This is a genomic window from Bradyrhizobium sp. Unk1, from assembly GCF_059512345.1.
Window position 1 is genome coordinate 102097 of the sequence record NZ_JCAMOP010000022.1, and the last position, 20569, is coordinate 122665.

The window sequence follows — 20569 nt, forward strand, 5'->3', positions numbered from 1 at the left end:
CCGCAGCAGCTGTCGCTGTTATTTGAGTTGTCGCCGTGACTGAAATGAGAGTCGGCGAACAATGGCCGCGCGCCATACTCCGTCATTGCGAGCGCAGCGAAGCAATCCAGGCTGTCTCCGCGAAGGGATTCTGGATTGCTTCGCTGCGCTCGCAATGATGGGGTGGAAGCAGGAGCGGCGTTACTTTACCAGCGTCGTCGCGGCCGTCGCCGGGACGACATCAAGCATGTTGCCGTCGCGCGCGCTAAAAACGCCAAGTCCTAATGCGACCGGGCCAGACAGAACGCGACCACCTGCTCCAGCGCGCTCTTCATCGGCGAGGACGGGAACAGCGCCAGCGCGTCGACGGCCATGGCGCCGTAGTGCTGGGCGCGGCTGAGCGTATCTTCCAGCGCGCGGTGCTTGTTCATCAGGCCGATGGCATGGTCGAGGTCGGTGTCGCCGATCTCGCCGCGCTCCAGTGCCCGGATCCAGAAGGCGCGCTCGGTGTCGTTGCCGCGGCGGAAGGCGAGCACGACCGGGAGCGTGATCTTGCCCTCGCGGAAATCGTCGCCGGTGTTCTTGCCGAGCTTTGCGCTCTTGCCGCCATAGTCGAGCACGTCGTCGACGAGCTGGAAGGCGATGCCGAGATTCATGCCGACCGAGCGGCACGCGGTCTGCTCCGCCTTCGGGCGATTGGCGATGACGGGGCCGACCTCGCAGGCGGCCGCGAACAGCTCGGCGGTCTTGCCGCGGATCACGGCGAGATATTCGTCCTCGGTGGTCGCGGTGTTCTTGGCGGCCGCAAGCTGCATCACCTCGCCCTCGGCGATGGTGGCGGCCGCGGCGGAGAGGATGTCGAGCGCGCGGAGCGAGCCGACCTCGACCATCATGCGGAACGCCTGGCCGAGCAGGAAGTCACCGACCAGCACGCTCGCCTCATTGCCCCAGAGCATGCGCGCCGACAGCTTGCCGCGGCGCATCTCGCTCTCGTCGACCACGTCGTCGTGGAGCAGGGTCGCGGTATGCATGAACTCTACGCTTGCTGCGAGCTTGATGTGACCGTCCCCGCTGTAGCCGGCGAGGTTGGCCATGGCGAGCGTCAGCATGGGCCGCAGGCGCTTGCCCCCGGAGGAGATCAGATGGTTGGCGACCTCCGGGATCATGGTTACGTCCGACCCGGTCCGCGACAGGATCGTGGCGTTGACGCGCTCCATGTCACCGGCGACAAGGGCAACCAGCTCTTCGATCGACGCGCCGGGAGTTTCGAAAGGTACGATGACGGCCACGCCGGTCTCCAATATTTGCCCCGGAAGGGCTATTCTGATGGAAAGACAATAGAAACTGGCAGCGGATGCGGCAAGGCCTGCGGAACCATTGACATTTGCCGCTTTAGCCCCCTTTCAGGCAGGAGACCTGCGTTTTGCGTGAACTGGTTCGGACCAACGACATTGTGCTGGTGTCGGCGATCGGCGCGCTGCTCGACGGCGCCAACATCCATCATCTGGTGCTGGACCAGAACATGAGCATTATCGAGGGGTCGCTGGGCATCCTGCCGCGGCGGATCCTGGTCCATGAGGAGGACGCCCGGGAGGCCAGGGAGCTCCTCACCGAGGCCGGCCTCAGCCATGAACTGCGCGGCGATGATTGACGTTCTCACAGACTTCACCGAGGACGCCTTTCTCGGCGGGCAATTGCGCTTGAGGCAGAAGCGGTCCGGCCACCGCGCCGGGCATGACGCCATCCTGCTCGCGGCGGCGACGGAAGCGCGGGCGGGCGACCGCGTGGTCGATCTCGGCGCCGGCATCGGCACGGCCGGGCTGGCGCTCGGCCGGCGCGTCGCCGGTATCGGGCTGAGCCTGGTGGAGATTGATCCGGAACTGGCGGAGCTTGCACGCGCCAATGCGGCGGCGAATGGAATTGCCGCGGAGACGATCGTGCTCGACGTGACGGCCGACGCGCAGGCGTTTGCGGCAAATGGCCTCGCGGCTGACAGCGTCGACGTGGTGCTGATGAACCCGCCCTTCAACGATCCCGCACGCCATCGCGGTTCGCCCGATCAGGCGCGCCGCACCGCGCATGTTGCGAGGGAGGAGACGCTCAATGCATGGGTGCATGCGGCGCGGCGCATCCTCCGATCGGACGGCGCGCTGACCCTGATCTGGCGCGCCGATGGGATCGCGGAGGTTTTGACTGCGCTGTCACGCGGCTTCGGCAGTCTGTCGATCCTGCCGGTTCACGGCGAGGCGGGACGGCCCGCGATCCGCGTGCTGGTGCGCGCGGTCAAAGGTGGCCGGGCTCCGACACGACTGCTGCCGGGCCTCATGCTCAACGACGAGTCAGGCGTGCCTAAAAATCAGGTGACGGAGATCCTGGAGGGCAGGGCGCTCTTGCCGCTGGCGGAGCCGCGACGGCTTACTGCGGAAGCGATTCCGATTGCTGCTCTTGCGGGGTCGTCAGGCGGATCGCCATGAACAGCGCACCGACCAGCAGCAGCAGCAGATAGATTTTCATGGTGTTCTCCGCTGCCTCATTGCAGCTTCCCAACGGGAAATCTGCAAAACACGTTCCAGGCACTTCCAATGACAGTCGCGTGATAAGAAATGGTTAAGCAGAGGTAACGGCATGGCCGAACAATTGAACGATCGTGAGGGTTCCGGCCTGGCCGACAAGCTCATGCAATATCTGCCGGCGCGCTTCCGTCCCGGCACGGCGGTGGTGCCGGTGGTGCGGCTGTCCGGTGTGATCGGTGCGGTGACGCCGCTGCGCCCGGGGATGACGCTCGCGGGCGTTGCGCGGGTGCTGGAACGGGCGTTTTCGTACCGGAACGCCAAGGCGGTGGCGCTGGTGATCAATTCGCCCGGCGGCTCGCCGGTGCAGTCGCGCCAGATCTATCTGCGCATCAAGCAGCTCGCGGCAGAGAAGAAGCTGCCCGTGCTGGTGTTCGTCGAGGACGTCGCGGCGTCCGGCGGCTACATGATCGCCTGCGCCGGCGACGAGATCATCTGCGATCCGTCCTCCATCCTCGGCTCGATCGGCGTGGTCGGCGGCAGCTTTGGTTTCCAGGAGGCGATCAAGCGGCTCGGCATCGAGCGGCGGCTCTACACGGCCGGCGCGCACAAGGCGATGCTCGATCCGTTCCTTCCGGAAAACCCCGACGACGTGGCGAGGCTGAAGGTGCTCCAGCGCGAAATCCACCAGATCTTCATCGCGCTGGTGAAGGAGAGCCGCGGCGCGCGGCTGAAGGGCGCCGACGACACCCTGTTCACCGGCGAATACTGGGCCGGCGAGAGTTCGATCGCGCTGGGGCTCGCCGACGGCATCGGCGATCTCCGCTCAACTCTTCGTGCCCGCTATGGCGAGAAGGTTCTCACCCCCGTGATTGCGCAGCCGACCGGTTTGCTCTCGGGCATTTTGGGGCGGAAATCGCCCGGTGCGGGGCAGCTTTCGGCCATGGAATCAATGGCCGGCCTGCCGGACGAGCTGATCTCGGCGGTCGAGACGCGGGCGATTTGGGCGAAATTCGGGTTCTAGGCGACACCCTCCCGCGCCATTTGGTCCGGGCCGAGCCAATTGCGGCGCGGCCCGGTCTGCGCAAGAATGTCTGTGGGGGCTGAGCACTAGACAAGGATCGACCGATGCCGCCGTTTGTTGCTTTCGCGGGCGTCCTGGGCGGGCTTGCCGTGGTCCGCTGGGCCTACAAGACCGCTGTCCGGATCAACCATGAGCTGGAGGAGATGCGCCTGTCGCGCGTCGCTGAAGCCGCCCATGCCGGGGATATTCAGAAGCTGAAACGTGACCCCGTGACCGGAGCGTATCGCCCGGGTTAGCTGCGCCTTTCCACAGTGCCGTAGGGTGGGCAAAGCGTAGCGTGCCCACCAGCAGTCGCAGTCCCGGAAAGATGGTGGGCACGGCGCAAGGGCGCCTTTGCCCACCCTACCGCACCGTTCGGGGTGAGGGGCTGATCGGCCCGAAACCGCCCCCTTTGCCTTGATTCCCATCCTCGCCGTCGATACGGTCCCGCGCGATTCAAAACCCCCCGCGAGAGCCTGATCTGACGATGGACGCCTCATTGCCCGCCCATATGCGCCCGGAACGCTCGTTCCAGGGCTTCATCCTCGCGCTCCAGCGGTTCTGGGCCGACCAGGGCTGCGTGATCCTGCAGCCCTACGACATGGAGATGGGCGCGGGCACCTTCCATCCGGCAACCACGCTGCGCGCGCTTGGGCCGAAGCCGTGGAACGCCGCCTACGTGCAGCCCTCGCGCCGGCCCAAGGACGGCCGCTACGGCGAGAATCCGAACCGGATGCAGCACTACTACCAGTTCCAGGTGATCATGAAGCCGTCGCCGCCGAACCTTCAGGAGCTGTACCTGAAGTCGCTCGCCGCGATCGGCATCGATTCCGCCGTGCACGACATCCGCTTCGTCGAGGACGATTGGGAAAGCCCGACGCTGGGCGCCTGGGGCTTGGGGTGGGAATGCTGGTGCGACGGCATGGAAGTCAGCCAGTTCACCTATTTCCAGCAGGTTGCGGGTTTTGAATGCGCGCCTGTGGCCGGCGAGCTCACCTACGGGCTCGAGCGCCTCGCGATGTATGTGCAGGGCGTCGACCGCGTCTACGACCTCAACTTCAATGGCCGCGAGGGCGACGCCAAGGTGACCTATGGCGACGTCTTCCTGCAGGCCGAGCGGGAATATTCGAAGCACAATTTCGAAGTCGCCGACACCGCGATGCTGTTCGAGCAGTTCAAGATGGCCGAGGCTGCGTGCAGAAAGTACCTGGAGGCAGGCTGGAAGGACGGCAAGCGCGAGGCGCATCTGATGGCGCTGCCGGCCTACGATCAGTGCATCAAGGCGAGCCATGTCTTCAACCTGCTCGATGCGCGCGGCGTGATCTCCGTGACCGAGCGGCAGAGCTACATTCTCCGCGTGCGCGAGCTGGCCAAGGCCTGCGGCGAGGCCTGGATCCATACTGAAGCGGGCGGAGCGGCCTGATGCCCGATCTTTTGCTTGAACTGTTCTCGGAAGAAATCCCCGCGCGCATGCAGGCCAAGGCGGCCGACGATCTGCGCCGCATGGTCACCGACAAGCTCGTCGCCGAGGGCCTCGTCTACGAGGGTGCGAAGGCGTTCGCGACGCCGCGCCGCCTTGCGCTCACCGTGCACGGCATCCCCGCGCGCCAGCCCGATCTGAAGACCGAACGCCGCGGTCCGAAAATGGGCGCGCCCGATGCGGCCGTGCAGGGTTTTCTGAAGGCGACGGGTCTAAACTCGCTCGATGAAGCCAAGATCCAGCGCGACCCGAAGGGCGACTTCTACATCGCGCTGATCGAAAAGCCCGGCCGCGACGCGATCGACGTGCTCGCCGAAATCCTGCCCGTCATCATCCGCACCTTCCCCTGGCCGAAATCGATGCGCTGGGGCGCGCGCTCCGCAAAACCGGGATCGCTGAGCTGGGTGCGTCCGCTGCACGCGATCACCGCGACCTTCGGGCCCGAAACGGAAGAGCCCGATGTCGTCAAATTCTCGGTCGACGGCATCGAGACAGGCCAGACCACCTACGGCCATCGCTTCATGGCGCCGGCGGCGATCAACGTGCGCCGCTTCGAGGACTACGAAGCGAAGCTGAAAGCCGCCAAAGTCATCCTCGATCCGCAGGCGCGCAAGGACATCATCTTCGCCGACGCCAAGGAGCTGACGTTCGCGCAAGGGTTCGAGCTGGTCGAGGATCAGGTGCTGCTGGACGAGGTTTCGGGCCTCGTCGAATGGCCCGTCGTGATGATGGGATCGTTCGAAGAAGAGTATCTCGCGATCCCGGAAGAGGTGATCCGCGCCACCATCCGCAACAACCAGAAGTGCTTCGTCGTCAGGGATGCCAAGACGGGGAAGCTGACCAACAAGTTCGTCCTCACGGCGAATATCGAGGCGGCCGACGGCGGCAAGGTCATCGTATCAGGCAACGAGCGCGTGATCCGTCCGCGTCTGTCGGATGCGAAGTTCTTCTATGAGACCGACCTCAAGACGAAGCTGGAAGACCGGCTGCCGAAGTTCGAGCAGATCGTGTTCCACGAGAAGCTCGGCACGCAGGCTGCGCGCATCAAGCGCATCGAGCGCCTCGCTGCCGAGATCGCGCCTTTGGTCGGCGCCGATGTCGCGAAGGCGACGCGTGCCGCGCATCTGGCAAAGGCGGATTTGCTGACGGAAGTCGTCGGTGAATTCCCTGAAGTGCAGGGACTGATGGGCAAGTATTACGCGCTCGCCCAGGGCGAGGACGCGTCCGTCGCGGCGGCGTGTGAGGAGCACTACAAGCCGCAGGGGCCTACCGATCGCGTACCCACCGATCCGGTCAGCGTCGCGGTCGCGCTTGCGGACAAGATCGACACGCTCGTCGGCTTCTGGGCGATCGACGAGAAGCCGACGGGATCGAAGGACCCGTATGCGCTGCGTCGCGCGGCGCTGGGCGTGATCAGGATTATCCTGGAGCAGAGCGATCGTATTTCCCTGACGCCGATTTTCCAGGATGCAATCGCGCTTCATATCATGCGCGGCAGCGACGCTGCGTTTGAGGACATTGTTCGAATCGTTCGTAATCCGACCCCAAATCCGACGTTCCTCCGAAAAAAAGGTGGACCGATCGAAGCCGATAATCTTGCCTCACTGGTCGGTGATCTGCTCGCCTTCTTCGCCGACCGCCTGAAGGTTCAGCTCCGCGAGCAGGGTGCGCGTCACGATCTCGTCGACGCCGTGTTTGCGCTCGGCGGCCAGGACGATCTCCTGATGATCGTCCGCCGTGTCGAAGCGCTGGGCAAATTCCTCGATAGCGATGACGGCAAGAACCTGCTCGCCGGCATCAAGCGTGCGAGTAACATTCTCGGCATCGAGGAGAAGAAGGACAAGCGCGCGTTCGACGGCGCGCCGGATGCTGCGCTCTATGGCCTCGCTGAGGAGAAGGCGCTGGCGAAGGCGATCGGCGAGGTCAAGGTGGAGGCGAGCGCTGCCGTCGCCAGGGAAGATTTTGCCGCGGCGATGAGTGCGATGGCGAAGCTGCGTCCGCCAGTCGATGCGTTCTTCGACAAGGTTCGCGTCAACGACGACGATCCGAAGGTGCGTGAGAACAGGCTGAAGCTGCTCAACGAGATCCGCAGCGCCACGCGTGCGGTCGCGGATTTCTCGAAAATCCAGGATTGAGGGCTCCTCGTGCCCCGGACGCAGCGCGGCGCTTCTTCAGCGGTGCGCTGCAGAGCCGGGGCCCATGTTAGCCTCACAAAGATTCTGGGTCCCGGCTCTGCGCCGCATCGCTGCGCGCTGCGTCGCGTCCGGGACACGAGAGCACACAAAAAAGCCCCGCCCGGCGGGGGGAGAACCGGGCGGGGCCTGATGTCCGTACTACGCGATGCGCGCCAGCCTGATTGAAGTGACACGCCGGACATCGAGTTGATCGGAAGCGTTTTCAAGCGAAGTGGATACCGGTTCGCGTGAAGAAAACGCGTTCAGACGAGAATCTAGTCCATCACCTCGACGACGCGCCGCGAGCGCGGCTCGACCAGCACGGTTGCGCCGTTCACGACGGTGTAGCGGTAGGTGGTGGCGCCGAAACGTTGCGGCACGTCATAATAAGTGACGCCGCTTTCGGGTAAGGTGGCGCCGACCACCACGCGATCCGGGACACGGAAGGCCGGCACACGTTGCTCGACGACATATTCGCGAAATGCCGGCCTCTCTTCGACCGCAATCGTCGGGCCGCTGTCGACGACAACAGGCGCGCGGCCAACGGTGAGACCGGATTGCGCAGACGCTGCAATCGGCGAGCCGAGCGCGGCGCCAAGCGCGGCGAGGGCGAGAATCCTGTTCCGCATGGGCAACTCCTTCGAACTGGTTTCAGCCGGCGCTACTGGCGCGACCGGTTGCCAATGCATGTCCCCTTCGCAATGTTCCGGGAAACCCCTGCCGCATCGGCGGCAATTTCGGGCAGTTTTCGCGAAGCCGGGAACCTGCTCGCCTCTTGTGCGTCTCTACCCGCGGAACCCGGTCCGGTATGATCCAGCCGCGATTCGCCTCACGTCACGGAAAGACATTTCATGCACATCACCGTCGCCCACATCTCGCCGCTTCTGTCGCTGCTTGCGGGCGTGCTCATCCTGATCATGCCGCGCCTTCTCAACCTGATCGTCGCGATCTTTCTCATCATAAATGGTGCGATCGGGCTCGGATTGTTGAAGTGGCTCCATCTCTAGGCCTTCATTTTCCGGAACTCTTCGACTTGCGCGGGCCTGCCCAAAGTGGTGTAAGGCGCGCGATTTCCCATTCCTCTCGCAGGTTGTGTGCAAGCTATGGCCAAAGCCGCCTCGAAGCCCAATAAAACTCCAGCGAAAACGCCAGCGAAATCAAAGTCCTCCGCCGCGGCGAAAGCCGCGCCGGCGGCTCGCAAGGCGCTCGCCAAGAGCACGTTGAAGAGCGCCCCGAAGCCGGTGGCCAAGACGGCTGCAAAGTCCGCTCCAAAGACGGCTGCGAAGCCCGCGGCGAAGGCTGCGGCCAAGTCGGCTGCGCCGAAGGTTGCCGTGAAGCCCGCCCCCAAAAAGGCCGCGCCCGCCAAGGCGGCGCCAGCCGCGGCCAAGGCCGGCAAATGGGTGTTCACGTTCGGCGACGGCAAGGCCGAGGGCCGGACGGAGATGCGCGACCTGCTTGGCGGCAAGGGCGCCAACCTCGCCGAGATGGCCAATCTCGGCCTTCCCGTGCCTCCCGGCTTCACCATCCCGACCTCGGTCTGCACCTACTTCTACGCACACGACAAGTCCTATCCGAAGGAATTGCAGTCGCAGGTTGAGAAGGCGCTCGACCATGTCGGCAAGTTGACCGGCAAGGTGTTCGGCGACGTCAAGAACCCGCTGCTCGTCTCCGTGCGCTCCGGCGCGCGTGCCTCGATGCCGGGCATGATGGACACCGTGCTCAATCTCGGCCTCAACGACGAGACCGTGGAAGCGCTGTCGGAACTGTCGGGCGACCGTCGCTTCGCCTATGACAGCTATCGCCGCTTCATCACCATGTATTCGGACGTGGTGCTCGGCTTCGAGCACCATCACTTCGAGGAAATCCTCGACACCTTCAAGGACAGCCAGGGCTATACGCTCGACACGGACCTCAGCGCCGAGGACTGGGTCGGACTGGTCGGCAAGTACAAGGACGCGGTCGCGCGCGAGACCGGCAAGGATTTCCCGCAGGATCCGCACGACCAGCTCTGGGGCGCGATCGGCGCGGTGTTCTCATCCTGGATGAACGCGCGCGCGGTGACCTATCGCAGGCTGCACGACATTCCGGAATCCTGGGGCACCGCGGTCAACGTGCAGGCCATGGTGTTCGGCAACATGGGCGAGACGTCGGCGACCGGCGTCGCCTTCACCCGCAACCCATCGACCGGCGAGAGCAAGCTCTACGGCGAGTTCCTGATCAACGCGCAGGGCGAGGACGTGGTGGCGGGCATCCGCACGCCGCAGGACATCACCGAGGAAGCGCGCAAGGAATCCGGTTCCGACAAGGCGTCGATGGAAGCGGCGATGCCGGAAGCCTTCAAGGAGCTGACGCGGATCTACACGCTGCTCGAGAAGCACTACCGCGACATGCAGGACATGGAGTTCACGGTCGAGCAGGGCAAGCTGTGGATGCTCCAGACCCGCGGCGGCAAGCGTACCGCCAAGGCGGCGTTGCGCATCGCGGTCGAACTCGCCAATGAAGGGCTGATCTCGAAGAAGGAAGCGGTGACGCGGATCGATCCCGCCTCGCTCGACCAGCTGCTGCATCCGACCATCGATCCCGACGCCAAGCGCGACGTCATCGCGACCGGCCTGCCGGCCTCGCCCGGTGCGGCCTCCGGCGAGATCGTGTTCTCTTCGGATGAAGCGGCCAAGCTCCAGGGCGACGGACGTAAAGTGATTCTCGTCCGCATCGAGACCAGCCCGGAAGACATCCACGGCATGCACGCCGCCGAAGGCATCCTGACCACCCGCGGCGGCATGACCTCGCACGCGGCGGTGGTCGCGCGCGGCATGGGCAAGCCCTGCGTCTCCGGCTGCGGCACCATCCGTGTCGACTACGGCCGCGGCACCATGAGCATCGGCTCCCGCACCTTCAAGACCGGCGACGTCATCACCATCGACGGTTCGCTCGGCCAGGTGCTCGCCGGCCGGATGCCGATGATCGAGCCGGAGCTGTCCGGCGAGTTCGGCACGCTGATGAAATGGGCCGACCAGGTCCGCAAGATCGGCGTGCGCGTCAACGGTGACACGCCGGAGGATGCGCGCACCGCGATCAAGTTCGGCGCGGAAGGCATCGGCCTCTGCCGCACCGAGCACATGTTCTTCGAGGAGACGCGCATCCGCACGGTTCGCGAGATGATTCTCTCCGAGGACGAGCAGTCGCGCCGCGCCGCGCTCGCAAAGCTGCTGCCGATGCAGCGCGCCGACTTCGTCGAGCTGTTCGAGATCATGAAGGGCCTGCCCGTCACGATCCGGCTTCTGGATCCTCCCCTCCATGAATTCCTGCCGCACACCCATGCCGAGGTCGAGGAAGTGGCGCGCGCCATGAACACCGACCCGCGGCGTCTGGCCGACCGCGCGCGCGAGCTCTCGGAGTTCAATCCGATGCTCGGTTTCCGCGGCTGCCGCATCGCGATCGCCTATCCGGAGATTGCCGAGATGCAGGCGCGCGCGATCTTCGAAGCCGCAGTCGAGGCCGAGAAGCGCACCGGCAAGGCCGTCGGCCTCGAGGTGATGGTGCCGCTGATTGCCACCAAGATGGAGCTCGACCTCGTCAAGGCGCGCATCGATGCCACCGCGAAAGCCGTGATGCGCGACACCAACACCAAGCTGACCTATCAGGTCGGCACCATGATCGAGCTGCCGCGCGCCTGCCTGCTCGCGGCCGAGATCGCCGAGAGCGCCGAGTTCTTCTCGTTCGGCACCAACGACCTCACGCAGACCACCTACGGCATCAGCCGCGACGACGCGGCGAGCTTCCTCGGTCCCTACGTGTCGAAGGGCATCTTGTCGGTCGATCCCTTCGTCGCGCTCGACCAGGAAGGCGTTGGCGAGCTCGTCAAGATCGGCGTCGCGCGCGGCCGCAAGACGCGCCCGAAGCTCAAGGTCGGCATCTGCGGCGAGCACGGCGGCGATCCCGCCTCCGTCGCCTTCTGCCACAACATCGGCCTCGACTACGTCTCCTGCTCGCCTTACCGCGTGCCGATCGCCCGCCTCGCGGCGGCACAGGCCGCGCTCGGCAAGGCGATCGCGAGCCAGGCGTAAGCGCGGAGATCAGGATTGAGTTGAGAGAGGCGGGGCAAAGCCCCGCCTCTTTTCATTTCAGACGACACTCCATCCACGCGTCATTGCGAGCGCAGCGAAGCAATCCAGACTGCCTCCGCGGATAGCCTCTGGATTGCTTCGCTACGCTCGCAATGACGGCGGAGGGAACTCGTCGCACGTCCCGTAATGGGACGCGCGCAAGAGTTCCTTCACCATTCGTGTTGACCGAATGTTTACCGCTTTAGGAGAGGCGGCGTTTACCAACGTGCATCATTGCCCGTGAAAACACCTGCAATCGCTTGAGTGTGCCGCACGCGCAACGCCGATTAACGCCCCGGCAACCTAAATTGGATACTGACGATAAAGATCGAATTGTACGGATGTACTGCGGTTCGATTTTTCTGGCGTAAGCGTAGCGTGAGCGTGTCGATGTCAGTGTTGCGTAACCATCCGAAGGGCGCGCGGTTCGCGTCCTTCGGAATCGGTCTCTGCATCTTCGCATTGATGCCGAGAGAGACCGGTTATCAGGATATCGCGTCGTTGCTGGCGCGTCAGCCCGGCGTCGCCGAGCGCTGGCAGAAGCAGGTGTTTTCTGCCGCGTCCTCGATCCAGCTTGCCACCTACAGTTTTTCCCGCCCGATCGGCACGTCGCTTCCGCAGAGCGCGATGGTTCGCCTGGCGAGCCTGGATGGTCGCGACGTCACCGGCGCGATCAGCCGCAATCCCGCGCTTCAGGCGCCGCCGCGCTACCAGGCCGCCGATTTTCCCAAGGTCGATCGCTCCATGAAGGGGGATCGCCTCGCAAGCGTCACACCCACGCAGGCTCCCGAGACGACCGCACCATCGGCAACGCCGGCACAGGATGATCCCGCGACGTCGAACAGCTCGGTGTTCGGCGCCAAGACCGTCGCGGTGCCGCAAATCATGTCGCCGGAGTCCGCGGCGGCGCTCGATCCCGAGCTTCAGGAAGCGCTGCGCGCGCCGCCGCTGCCGCAATATGCCAATCCGCCACAAGCCAGTGACGTAGCGCGCGCATTCGCGGTCCAGCCGCTCGAGGCGCTGAAGCAGGCGACCCTTCCAGCCGCAGCGCCGCGCGATCCCTTCCGCGTCAAGACCTCGAACCTGTTCTTCGGCAGCTCCTCGCTCGGCGGCAATCTCGAGAGCATCGAGAGCTGGCAGCCTGGCGCCGAGCCGCTGATCGTGATGCCCGACCCTGATATGAAGGTGACGGCCGCGCTGTCGCCGCCGTCGGCCGAGATCGCCAAGGACATCGAAAGCGGCGAAAGTGTCGCGCCGAAGGGCGAGGTCAATGCCGACAACCAGCGCGCCAGATCGCCGGCGGAGCGGCTCGCGCTCGACGACAAGTCGCGCGCAAAGTCCGAGAAATGTCTCGCCGAAGCCGTCTATTTCGAATCGCGCGGCGAGGCCGTGCGCGGCCAGATGGCGGTTGCACAAGTCGTGATGAACCGCGTCTTCTCCGGCAAATATCCGGACACCGTGTGCGGCGCGGTCTATCAGAACAAGCACCGCCATTTGGCGTGTCAGTTCACCTTCGCCTGCGACAACAATGCCGACGTGATCCGCGAGCCCGAGATGTGGGAGCGCGCGAAAAAGATTTCGAAGGCGATGCTCGACGGCCAGATCTGGCTGCCTGAAGTCGGCAAGTCCACGCACTACCACGCCTACTGGGTGCGTCCGTCCTGGGTCGCCGAGATGAAGAAGATGTACAAGACTGGCGTCCACACCTTCTATCGCCCGCGCGCCTGGGGCGACGGCAGCGAAGAACCGAGCTGGGGCACCCCGGCCCAGACCGCGGCGCTCTCTGCCGAACTCGCCCAGGAAGCCAAGAGCTCCGCCGAGATGGGCGCGATCGAGCGAAGGTAGTCTTCCTTCACCTCGCCCCGCTTGCGGGGAGAGGTGAAGAAATCACGCTTCGATATCCAGCGCGCAGTCGAAATTCGGAGCCGAATGCGTCAGCGCGCCGGAAGAGGCGTAGTCGACGCCGGTCGCGGCGATTGACGCGATCGAGTCCAGCGTGACGCCGCCGGATGCTTCCAGCTGGAGCCGCCCCTCGTTGAGCCTGACAGCCTCGCGCAGCGTCGCGAGGTCCATGTTGTCGAGCAGCACGGCATCGGCGAGCCCGGTGCCGAGCACCTCGCGGAGTTGCGCAAGCGTATCGACCTCGATCTCGATCTTGACGAGGTGACCGGCATGGGCGCGGGCGCGCTCCAGCACCGCACCGATGCCGCCGGCGACGGCGATGTGGTTGTCCTTGATCAGGATCGCATCGTCGAGCCCGAAGCGGTGGTTGAAGCCGCCGCCGCAGCGCACGGCGTATTTCTCCAGCGCCCGCAATCCCGGCGTGGTCTTGCGCGTGCAGCAGATGCGCATCTTGGTGCCTTCGGTCCGCGCGACGTAGTCGGCCGTGAGCGTCGCGACGCCCGACAGCCTGCCGACGAAATTCAGCGCGGTCCGCTCGGCCGTGAGGATGGCGCGCGCCGGGCCCGTGATCGTCAGTACGTGCTGGCCGCGGGCAACCCGAACGGCGTCGCGGACATGCGCGCGCACGTCGATGTCGGGCGAGAGCTTTTGCAGCGTCGCCAGCGCCAGCGGAAGGCCTGCGATCACGCCGGACTGGCGTGCGACCAGGATGGCTTGCGCCTTGGTCGCCTCCGGGATCGTCGCAAGCGAGGTGATGTCGCCGGCGCGGCCGAGATCCTCGTCGAGCGCGCGATGCACGGCCTCGTCGATCGCAAGCGGCGACAGGAAGGCGTCGGGGTAGAGCAGTGAGGTCGGGGTGATCATGGGGGACTCCATCAGGCGATCATCGGTCGGGCGGTGCGTGGCAGCGGACGCTCGCTCAGGCTCTCCGCGATCTCACGTGCATCCGTGAGAGTGGTCATCGTTCTCTGCGCCAGCGCGGGGACATCCGCCGGATGGTCGGAGCGGAAATGCGCGCCGCGGCTCTCGCGCCGGCTCCAGGCGGAAGCCGCGACGAGCAGGGCTGAAGCCGCCATGTTGCGGAGAGCGATGCTTGCGGGCCCGCGTTCGACTGCGGCGAAGCTGCGGACGGCCTCCGCGAGCCCGTCAGCGTCGCGGATCACGCCGACATGCGCGCTCATCATCGTTCGCAACCGCTTAACGGCGGCAGCGTCCGGCGTGCCGCCACGTGACGTCACCAACGCATCGGGAAGGCGGGCGGGCGAGGGGATGGCGCGGCCGGTGATGTCGTCGGCGATGCGGGCGGCGTAGACCACCGCCTCCAGCAGCGAATTCGAGGCGAGCCGGTTGGCACCGTGCGCGCCGGTGGACGATACCTCGCCGCCGGCCCAGAGCCCGTCGATCGAGCTGCGGCCGCGCTCGTCCACCGCGATGCCGCCCATGTGGTAATGCGCTGCCGGCGCGATCGGGATGGCCTGCGTCGCGGGATCGATACCGGCAGTGATGCAGCTTGCATGCACCGTCGGGAACTTGTCAGCGAAGCCCGTGCCGAGCGCCTGCCGTGCATCGAGGAAGGCACCCCGCCCGGCCGCTATTTCGGCGAAAACGCCGCGGGCCACGATGTCGCGCGGCGCGAGCTCTGCGAGCGGATGGCGCGCGAGCATGAAACGTTCGCCATCGCCGTTGATCAGCGTCGCGCCTTCGCCGCGCAGCGCCTCGGTTGCCAGCGGCGCCGGATCGCGGCCGGCCATGATGGCGGTGGGGTGGAACTGGACGAATTCAGGGTCGGCGATCACGGCGCCGGCGCGTGCTGCGATCGCAAGGCCCGAGCCGCTGGCTTCGAGCGGGTTGGTGGTGACGGCATAGAGATGGCCGAGGCCGCCGGTCGCCAGTACCACCGCGCGAGAGGCAAGCAGGAGCGGACGTGCAGCGGGATTGCCGGCCTCGCGCAATTGAAGGCCGGTGACGGCGCCGTCCTCGGTCAACAGCGCTTCGGCCACGAGACCTTCGATTAACCGGATCGATGGCGTGCGCCGTACGGTCTCGCTCAGGGCCGCGATGATCGCGGCTCCGGCCCCGTCGCCGCGCACATGCACGATGCGTCGCGCCGAATGCGCGGCCTCGCGGCCGACAGCGAGCTTGCCTTCGAGGTCGCGGTCGAACGGCACGCCATAGGCGAGTAGATCGTGAATCCGTGGCGCGGCCTCGCGCGCGATGCCAAGTGCAACCGCTTCATCGACAAGACCGCCGCCGACGGCGATGGTGTCGGCGGCGTGCGCCTCCGGGCTATCGCCTTCGGCCACGGCCGCTGCGATGCCGCCCTGCGCCCAGGCGGATGATGCGCCCTGTCCGAGCGGGGCGGCCGAGATCAGGGTTACCGGCCGCGGCGCGAGCTTCAGTGCACAAAAGAGTCCGGCGAGGCCACCGCCGACGATGACGACGTCATCGGTGCTGCGGGTGAGGTTGTGGATGTTGTCTTGCATGCTTCACTCTCAATTCTTCAGATTGATCATCCGCTCGACCGAGCGCCGCGCGCGTTCCGCGAGCGCGGGATCGATCGTGACCTGCTCGCCAAGCGTGAGCAGGCTGTCCAGAATGTTGGCGAGCGTGATGCGCTTCATGTGCGGGCAGAGATTGCAGGGGCGGAGCATCTCCACATCAGGCAGCTCGGCGCGGACATTGTCGGCCATCGAGCATTCCGTGATCATGACGAGCCGCCGCGGCCGCCGCTCGCGCACCCAGTTGATCATGTGCGCGGTCGAGCCGGTGAAATCGGCTTCCGCCAGCACATCAGGCGGACATTCGGGATGCGCGATGATCTGCACGGACGGGTCGGCTTCGCGATAGGCGCGCAGCTCCTCACCCGTAAAGCGCTCGTGCACCTCGCAGGCGCCCTTCCAGGCGATGATTTTTACGTCGGTCTTCGAGGCGACGTAGCTTGCAAGATAGCGGTCCGGCAGGAAGATCACCGTGGGTGAATTCAGACTCTCGACCACTTGCACCGCGTTCGACGAGGTGCAGCAGATGTCGACCTCCGCCTTCACTTCTGCCGACGTGTTGACATAGGCGACGACGGGCACGCCGGGAAATTTTTCGCGGAGCAGGCGAACGTCCGCGCCCGTGATGCTGTCTGCGAGCGAGCAGCCGGCGCGCGCGTCCGGGATCAATACCATCTTGTCCGGGTTGAGCAGCTTTGACGTCTCCGCCATGAAGTGCACGCCGCATTGCACGATGATGTCGGCCTTCACCTTGGTCGCTTCGATCGCGAGCTGAAGCGAGTCGCCGCCGATGTCGGCGACGCAATGAAAGATCTCCGGCGCCTGATAGTTGTGCGCGAGGATGACCGCGCCCCGGGCCTGCTTCAGCTCGTTGATTGCCTTGATCGTCGGCGCCATCAGCGGCCACTCGATCGGGGGGATGACGTGCTTCACGCGCTCATAGAGCGGCGCAGTCGCCCGCTCGACGTCCGCAGTCCATTCCAGTGAGGGCATCGGCAGCGCGGGGCCGGTTCGCGCCGGTACGGCGCGAGGAGGGGCGGGGACTTGGCCCTGCGGCCGGTTGGCAAAGTCGTCGGGGCCGTAAATTCCAGTGATGGGCATCGAAGCCTCCCGTGAATGCGAATTATGCTCCATGTGAGTATATATAGGGCCTGAGAAATCCGGCCGAGAGGGCCGGTGGGTTTTCGCTCAAGCTCAGATATACTCAATCTGAGTAAATCAAAGATAACACGCACCCGAGCAGGCCGCTAGCCCCCAGCCGCACACATTCCCGTCAAGTCGCACCCGGCGCGTTGGGGAAGGCCGCGATGAAACGCAATGCTCCGGTGGCAGCCCTTCGTGGAACGCAATCATTTTTGGCTTGGGATCTTCATGCATTTGCATTAAACGCGTGACTCGCGGTTGCCTATTCCGGATCCGCCAGCGACTGATGAGGAACCCATGTCCACTCAAGCGGGCGAGCTCGGTCCGGTCTCGCGTTCCTCCTCCTGGCGTACCCCGGCGATCATCATTCTCTGCGGCTGTGCGATCGGCATGCTCGGCTTCGGCCCGCGCTCGGCGCTCGGCTTCTTCGTGCAGCCGATGAGCCACGAATTCTCCTGGGGCCGCGACGTGTTTGGCCTCGCCATCGCTTTTCAGAATTTGCTGTGGGGATTGGGCCAGCCGATTGCTGGCGCGGTCGCCGATCGCTTCGGCCTGTTCCGGGTGATGTGCGTCGGAGCGCTGCTCTATGCCGGCGGCCTTCTTTTGATGCGCTATTCCTCGACGCCGCTGTCGCTGAACATCGGCGCAGGCGTCATGGTCGGCTTCGGTCTCGCCGGCTGCTCTTTCAACCTGGTGCTGTCGGCCTTCACCAAGCTGTTGCCGGCCGAGAAGCGCGGGCTTGCGCTCGGCGCCGGCACCGCGGCGGGCTCGTTCGGGCAGTTCCTGTTCGCGCCGATCGGCGTCGCGCTGATCGACAATTTCGGCTGGCAGCAGGCGCTCACCGTGTTCGGCTTCCTGATGCTGCTGATCATCCCCCTGTCACTGGCGCTCTCGACGCCGCCGGTCGCAGCCACGGCCAACACGGCGCCTGCGGATGAGCAGACCTTTACGAAAGCGCTCGCCGAAGCCTTCGGCCATCGCTCCTATGTGCTGCTGGTGCTCGGCTTCTTCACCTGCGGCTTCCAGCTCGCCTTCATCACCGTGCATCTGCCGGCGTTCCTGGTCGATCGCGGCATATCGACGCAAACCGGCGGCTGGGTGATCGCGGCGATCGGCCTGTTCAACATCATGGGATCGCTGAGCGTCGGCTATCTCCAGAACTCGCTGCCGAAGCGCTACATCCTCTCTGCGATCTATTTCACGCGCGCGCTTGCGACGCTCGCCTTCATCTCGTTCCCGATCACGCCGTTCTCGGCAATCGCATTCGGTGCGGTCTCCGGTCTGACCTGGCTGTCCACGGTGCCGCCGACCTCGGCGCTGGTGGCGCTGATGTTCGGCACGCGCTGGCTCGCCACGCTCTACGGTTTTGCGTTCGTCAGCCACCAGGTCGGCGGTTTCCTCGGCGTCTGGCTCGGCGGCATCGTGTTCGAAAAGTTCGGTTCCTATACGCCGATCTGGTGGCTCTCGATCCTGTTCGGCGTGCTGTCCGCGCTGATCAATCTTCCGATCGTGGAGAAACCGGTTCAGCGAGCGGTTGCGCAGCCTGCCTGATCGGCTAAACATCCCCTGAAACAAGTCCAGGGAGTTCAGTCGTGGCCACATTCAAGGCGATCCGGATCGACAAGGCGGACAAGGGCACCACCGCCGCACTCACGCAGTTCGACGATTCCGAGCTGATGGACGGTGATGTCACGGTCCGCGTGGAATGGTCGACGCTGAACTACAAGGACGGGCTTGCGCTCACCGGCAAGGCGCCGGTGGTGCGCCGTTTCCCGATGATCGCCGGCATCGACTTTGCCGGCACCGTCGAGCAATCCTCGCATCCGCAGTGGAAGGCGGGTGACAAGGTCGTCTGCACCGGCTGGGGCATGGGCGAGACCCATCTCGGCGCCTATGCCGAGAAGGCGCGGGTGAAGGGTGACTGGCTGGTCGCTTTGCCGCAGGGCCTGTCGGCGCGCGACGCCATGGCAATCGGCACCGCCGGCTTCACCGCGATGCTTTCGGTGCTGGCGCTGGAGAAGCACGGCCTGTCGCCGAAGAGCGGCCCCGTGGTGGTCACGGGCGCGGCCGGCGGCGTCGGCTCGGTCGCCACCGCCGTGCTCTCGAAGCTCGGTTATCACGTCATCGCCTCGACGGGCCGCGCCTCGGAAGCGGACTATTTGAAAGAGATCGGCGCGGCCGAGGTGATCGACCGCAACGAGCTGTCGGCACCGGCAAAGCCGCTCGCCAAGGAGCGCTGGGCCGGTGGCGTCGACAGCGTCGGCTCGACCACGCTCGCGAATCTCCTGTCGATGACGAAATACGGCGGCGCCATCGCGGCGTGCGGCCTGGCTGCCGGCATGGACCTGCCGTCTTCTGTCGCACCCTTCATTTTGCGCGGGGTGTGCCTTCTCGGCATCGATTCCGTGATGTGCCCGATCGAGCCGCGGAAAGCCGCCTGGCAGCGTCTGGCCTCGGATCTGGATCGGACAAAACTAACTGAAATTACTCATGAAATTCCGCTCGAGGACGTTTCGGAATGGGGCGCGAAAATCCTCGCCGGCCAGGTCCGCGGTCGCATCGTGGTAAAAATTGTCTAACGGCGTTCAGACTTTACCAACCAAGCTGCTTCAATGTTGCCTTGGTTAGTATGGTAAGCAGCGGGTAAAGAGATAAGGCATTGCCCGCGCTGGGGTTGGTTCGGAGTTGAGCATGCTTGCGCGTATTGTGTTGGGGGCTGTCACGGCGGCAGCGACGTTTGCGCCGGCCATCGCAGGAAGCATGAACGCCGACGAGGCGCGCCGCTTCGTTGCCGGTAAGGTGTTCGCCTTCACCTGTTTCGACGGTACCCGCGGCGCAGGCCGTATCCTGGACGATCTCGGCGCCGCCGGCGCGGTGCAGTTCTCGGGTGCAGGCCCGGTGAAGCATCTCCGCCTGCCCGGCAACACGCTACAGATCCGAGGCCAGAATGTCTGCGCCTCGATCAAGGGCATTCCGTTCGAGCCCTGCTTCAACCTGGAAAAGACCGACGATCGCAGCTTCCGCGGCTCGGTGTCGGGCATGGGCTTCGCCTATTGCGACTTCCACCACCAGGGCGGCAATCAGATGCTGATGGCCCGCGCCGTGGCGCGTCCGCGTTCGTTGCGCCCCCCGGAGCACACTGGTTCGGTCGCTGCGTCCAACACTGAAGTCGCCGCGCGTGTCGAGACGCCGCGTGTCGAGAGCGGCCGGCTCGAGCCGGTGAAGTCCGAGGCCAAATCGGAGCCCGCCAGGAACGACGCTCCGCTGGAATTGCGCCGCTCGACCCAGTGAGCTGGCTGCGCGGGACAGCCCGCGCATTTTGTCGTTGAAATATTCATCTGTCACCAAGCCGCCGCGCCGTAGTCATACGGACGGCGGCTTTCATGCCTTGGTAGCGACTCGCGTCCCAGTTTGCGCAAGGCCGGGGGATGCAAGGGTTCTACGATGTCGCTGTATTTCTTTCGCATCAGCACCGGTCGTTATTCCGGCGCCGCCGACCAGCCGTACGAGTTCGAGGATCGCGCCGCCGCCTGGGCCGAGATGAGCGAGGTCTGCGCCAACCTGCTCGGCAGCATAGCGCGCAACCTGAAGCCGAATGCGAAGTGGAGCATGGAGCTGCTCGACGAGAACAAGAAGCCGGTCTTCCGCGTCAGCCTGGTCGGTGAGACCGTGTGCTGATGACCGCGAACGGGGAACCGTTAACGGACGCCAGCG

General features: G+C 65.1%; 18 protein-coding genes. 13 read left to right on the forward strand and 5 right to left on the reverse strand.

Features of this window, described 5'->3' with window-relative positions:
* Positions 1-260 precede the first annotated feature (260 nt).
* The gene (locus AC5ZFO_RS26930; RefSeq protein ID WP_282521544.1) at positions 261-1268 is read right to left on the reverse strand and encodes a polyprenyl synthetase family protein; all 1008 of its coding nucleotides are present in this window, start codon (positions 1266-1268) and stop codon (positions 261-263) included.
* Positions 1269-1402: 134 nt separating this feature from the next.
* Here AC5ZFO_RS26930 and AC5ZFO_RS26935 point away from each other — a divergent pair, with 134 nt between their 5' ends.
* From AC5ZFO_RS26935 to glyS, 6 genes are all read left to right on the forward strand, one after another.
* On the forward strand, positions 1403-1630 hold the full coding sequence (locus AC5ZFO_RS26935; protein WP_282521543.1) for a putative signal transducing protein: 228 nt from the start codon (positions 1403-1405) through the stop codon (positions 1628-1630).
* Positions 1623-2453 carry a tRNA1(Val) (adenine(37)-N6)-methyltransferase gene (locus AC5ZFO_RS26940; protein ID WP_282521542.1) on the forward strand — a complete coding sequence of 277 codons (831 nt, stop codon included), beginning with the start codon at positions 1623-1625 and terminating at the stop codon, positions 2451-2453. The genes AC5ZFO_RS26935 and AC5ZFO_RS26940 overlap by 8 nt, the downstream gene beginning before the upstream one ends.
* A gap of 151 nt (positions 2454-2604) precedes the next feature.
* Positions 2605-3513 (forward strand): S49 family peptidase, encoded by a 909-nt coding sequence (locus tag AC5ZFO_RS26945; protein WP_282521541.1) that lies wholly within the window; start codon positions 2605-2607, stop codon positions 3511-3513.
* Between the two features lie 104 nt (positions 3514-3617).
* Positions 3618-3809 (forward strand): hypothetical protein, encoded by a 192-nt coding sequence (locus AC5ZFO_RS26950; protein ID WP_071916131.1) that lies wholly within the window; start codon positions 3618-3620, stop codon positions 3807-3809.
* Between the two features lie 230 nt (positions 3810-4039).
* Positions 4040-4975 carry a glycine--tRNA ligase subunit alpha gene (locus AC5ZFO_RS26955; RefSeq protein ID WP_496122815.1) on the forward strand — a complete coding sequence of 312 codons (936 nt, stop codon included), beginning with the start codon at positions 4040-4042 and terminating at the stop codon, positions 4973-4975.
* Entirely contained in the window at positions 4975-7167 is a 2193-nt protein-coding gene (gene glyS, locus AC5ZFO_RS26960; RefSeq protein ID WP_282521539.1) for a glycine--tRNA ligase subunit beta, read from the forward strand. The genes AC5ZFO_RS26955 and glyS overlap by 1 nt, the downstream gene beginning before the upstream one ends.
* A gap of 314 nt (positions 7168-7481) precedes the next feature.
* Here glyS and AC5ZFO_RS26965 read toward each other — a convergent pair whose 3' ends face one another.
* Positions 7482-7835, reverse strand: coding sequence for a DUF1236 domain-containing protein (locus tag AC5ZFO_RS26965; RefSeq protein WP_282521538.1), 354 nt, complete (start codon positions 7833-7835; stop codon positions 7482-7484).
* Between the two features lie 222 nt (positions 7836-8057).
* Here AC5ZFO_RS26965 and AC5ZFO_RS26970 point away from each other — a divergent pair, with 222 nt between their 5' ends.
* From AC5ZFO_RS26970 to AC5ZFO_RS26980, 3 genes are all read left to right on the forward strand, one after another.
* Complete coding sequence (locus tag AC5ZFO_RS26970) at positions 8058-8213, forward strand: DUF3096 domain-containing protein (protein WP_014497329.1); 156 nt, start codon at positions 8058-8060, stop codon at positions 8211-8213.
* Between the two features lie 96 nt (positions 8214-8309).
* Positions 8310-11273: a pyruvate, phosphate dikinase gene (gene ppdK / locus AC5ZFO_RS26975; RefSeq protein WP_282521537.1), complete on the forward strand. Its 2964-nt coding sequence runs from the start codon at positions 8310-8312 to the stop codon at positions 11271-11273.
* Between the two features lie 429 nt (positions 11274-11702).
* Entirely contained in the window at positions 11703-13157 is a 1455-nt protein-coding gene (locus AC5ZFO_RS26980) for a cell wall hydrolase (protein WP_282521536.1), read from the forward strand.
* Positions 13158-13199: 42 nt separating this feature from the next.
* Here AC5ZFO_RS26980 and nadC read toward each other — a convergent pair whose 3' ends face one another.
* From nadC to nadA, 3 genes are read right to left on the reverse strand one after another with little or no spacing between them, the layout of a single operon-like run.
* The gene (gene nadC, locus AC5ZFO_RS26985) at positions 13200-14078 is read right to left on the reverse strand and encodes a carboxylating nicotinate-nucleotide diphosphorylase (protein ID WP_282521535.1); all 879 of its coding nucleotides are present in this window, start codon (positions 14076-14078) and stop codon (positions 13200-13202) included.
* An 11-nt stretch (positions 14079-14089) separates the two neighbouring features.
* Positions 14090-15697 (reverse strand): L-aspartate oxidase, encoded by a 1608-nt coding sequence (locus AC5ZFO_RS26990; protein ID WP_282521534.1) that lies wholly within the window; start codon positions 15695-15697, stop codon positions 14090-14092.
* 9 nt (positions 15698-15706) lie between these two features.
* Complete coding sequence (gene nadA, locus AC5ZFO_RS26995) at positions 15707-16813, reverse strand: quinolinate synthase NadA (protein WP_282521533.1); 1107 nt, start codon at positions 16811-16813, stop codon at positions 15707-15709.
* Positions 16814-17152: 339 nt separating this feature from the next.
* On the opposite strand from nadA, the gene AC5ZFO_RS27000 reads away from it, so the two are divergent.
* The 4 genes from AC5ZFO_RS27000 (at position 17153) to AC5ZFO_RS27015 (ending at position 20533) form a co-directional block, all read left to right on the forward strand.
* Positions 17153-18406, forward strand: a complete 1254-nt coding sequence (locus AC5ZFO_RS27000) for an MFS transporter (protein WP_282521532.1) — start codon at positions 17153-17155, stop codon at positions 18404-18406.
* 41 nt (positions 18407-18447) lie between these two features.
* Complete coding sequence (gene acuI, locus AC5ZFO_RS27005) at positions 18448-19434, forward strand: acrylyl-CoA reductase (NADPH) (protein ID WP_282521531.1); 987 nt, start codon at positions 18448-18450, stop codon at positions 19432-19434.
* Between the two features lie 112 nt (positions 19435-19546).
* Positions 19547-20146: a hypothetical protein gene (locus AC5ZFO_RS27010; protein ID WP_282521530.1), complete on the forward strand. Its 600-nt coding sequence runs from the start codon at positions 19547-19549 to the stop codon at positions 20144-20146.
* A 153-nt stretch (positions 20147-20299) separates the two neighbouring features.
* Positions 20300-20533: a DUF6894 family protein gene (locus tag AC5ZFO_RS27015; protein ID WP_028152150.1), complete on the forward strand. Its 234-nt coding sequence runs from the start codon at positions 20300-20302 to the stop codon at positions 20531-20533.
* Positions 20534-20569: the final 36 nt, after the last annotated feature.

Excerpts from the sequence above, each read along its gene's own strand:
- AC5ZFO_RS26940 (WP_282521542.1), top strand. The coding sequence starts at position 1,623 with ATGATTGACGTTCTCACAGACTTCACCGAGGACGCCTTTCTCGGCGGG.
- AC5ZFO_RS26945 (WP_282521541.1), top strand. The coding sequence starts at position 2,605 with ATGGCCGAACAATTGAACGATCGTGAGGGTTCCGGCCTGGCCGACAAG.
- AC5ZFO_RS26950 (WP_071916131.1), top strand. The coding sequence starts at position 3,618 with ATGCCGCCGTTTGTTGCTTTCGCGGGCGTCCTGGGCGGGCTTGCCGTG.
- AC5ZFO_RS26955 (WP_496122815.1), top strand. The coding sequence starts at position 4,040 with ATGGACGCCTCATTGCCCGCCCATATGCGCCCGGAACGCTCGTTCCAG.
- glyS (WP_282521539.1), top strand. The coding sequence starts at position 4,975 with ATGCCCGATCTTTTGCTTGAACTGTTCTCGGAAGAAATCCCCGCGCGC.
- AC5ZFO_RS26965 (WP_282521538.1), bottom strand. The coding sequence starts at position 7,835 with ATGCGGAACAGGATTCTCGCCCTCGCCGCGCTTGGCGCCGCGCTCGGC.
- AC5ZFO_RS26970 (WP_014497329.1), top strand. The coding sequence starts at position 8,058 with ATGCACATCACCGTCGCCCACATCTCGCCGCTTCTGTCGCTGCTTGCG.
- ppdK (WP_282521537.1), top strand. The coding sequence starts at position 8,310 with ATGGCCAAAGCCGCCTCGAAGCCCAATAAAACTCCAGCGAAAACGCCA.
- AC5ZFO_RS26980 (WP_282521536.1), top strand. The coding sequence starts at position 11,703 with ATGTCAGTGTTGCGTAACCATCCGAAGGGCGCGCGGTTCGCGTCCTTC.
- nadC (WP_282521535.1), bottom strand. The coding sequence starts at position 14,078 with ATGATCACCCCGACCTCACTGCTCTACCCCGACGCCTTCCTGTCGCCG.
- AC5ZFO_RS26990 (WP_282521534.1), bottom strand. The coding sequence starts at position 15,697 with ATGCAAGACAACATCCACAACCTCACCCGCAGCACCGATGACGTCGTC.
- nadA (WP_282521533.1), bottom strand. The coding sequence starts at position 16,813 with ATGCCCATCACTGGAATTTACGGCCCCGACGACTTTGCCAACCGGCCG.
- AC5ZFO_RS27000 (WP_282521532.1), top strand. The coding sequence starts at position 17,153 with ATGTCCACTCAAGCGGGCGAGCTCGGTCCGGTCTCGCGTTCCTCCTCC.
- AC5ZFO_RS27010 (WP_282521530.1), top strand. The coding sequence starts at position 19,547 with ATGCTTGCGCGTATTGTGTTGGGGGCTGTCACGGCGGCAGCGACGTTT.
- AC5ZFO_RS27015 (WP_028152150.1), top strand. The coding sequence starts at position 20,300 with ATGTCGCTGTATTTCTTTCGCATCAGCACCGGTCGTTATTCCGGCGCC.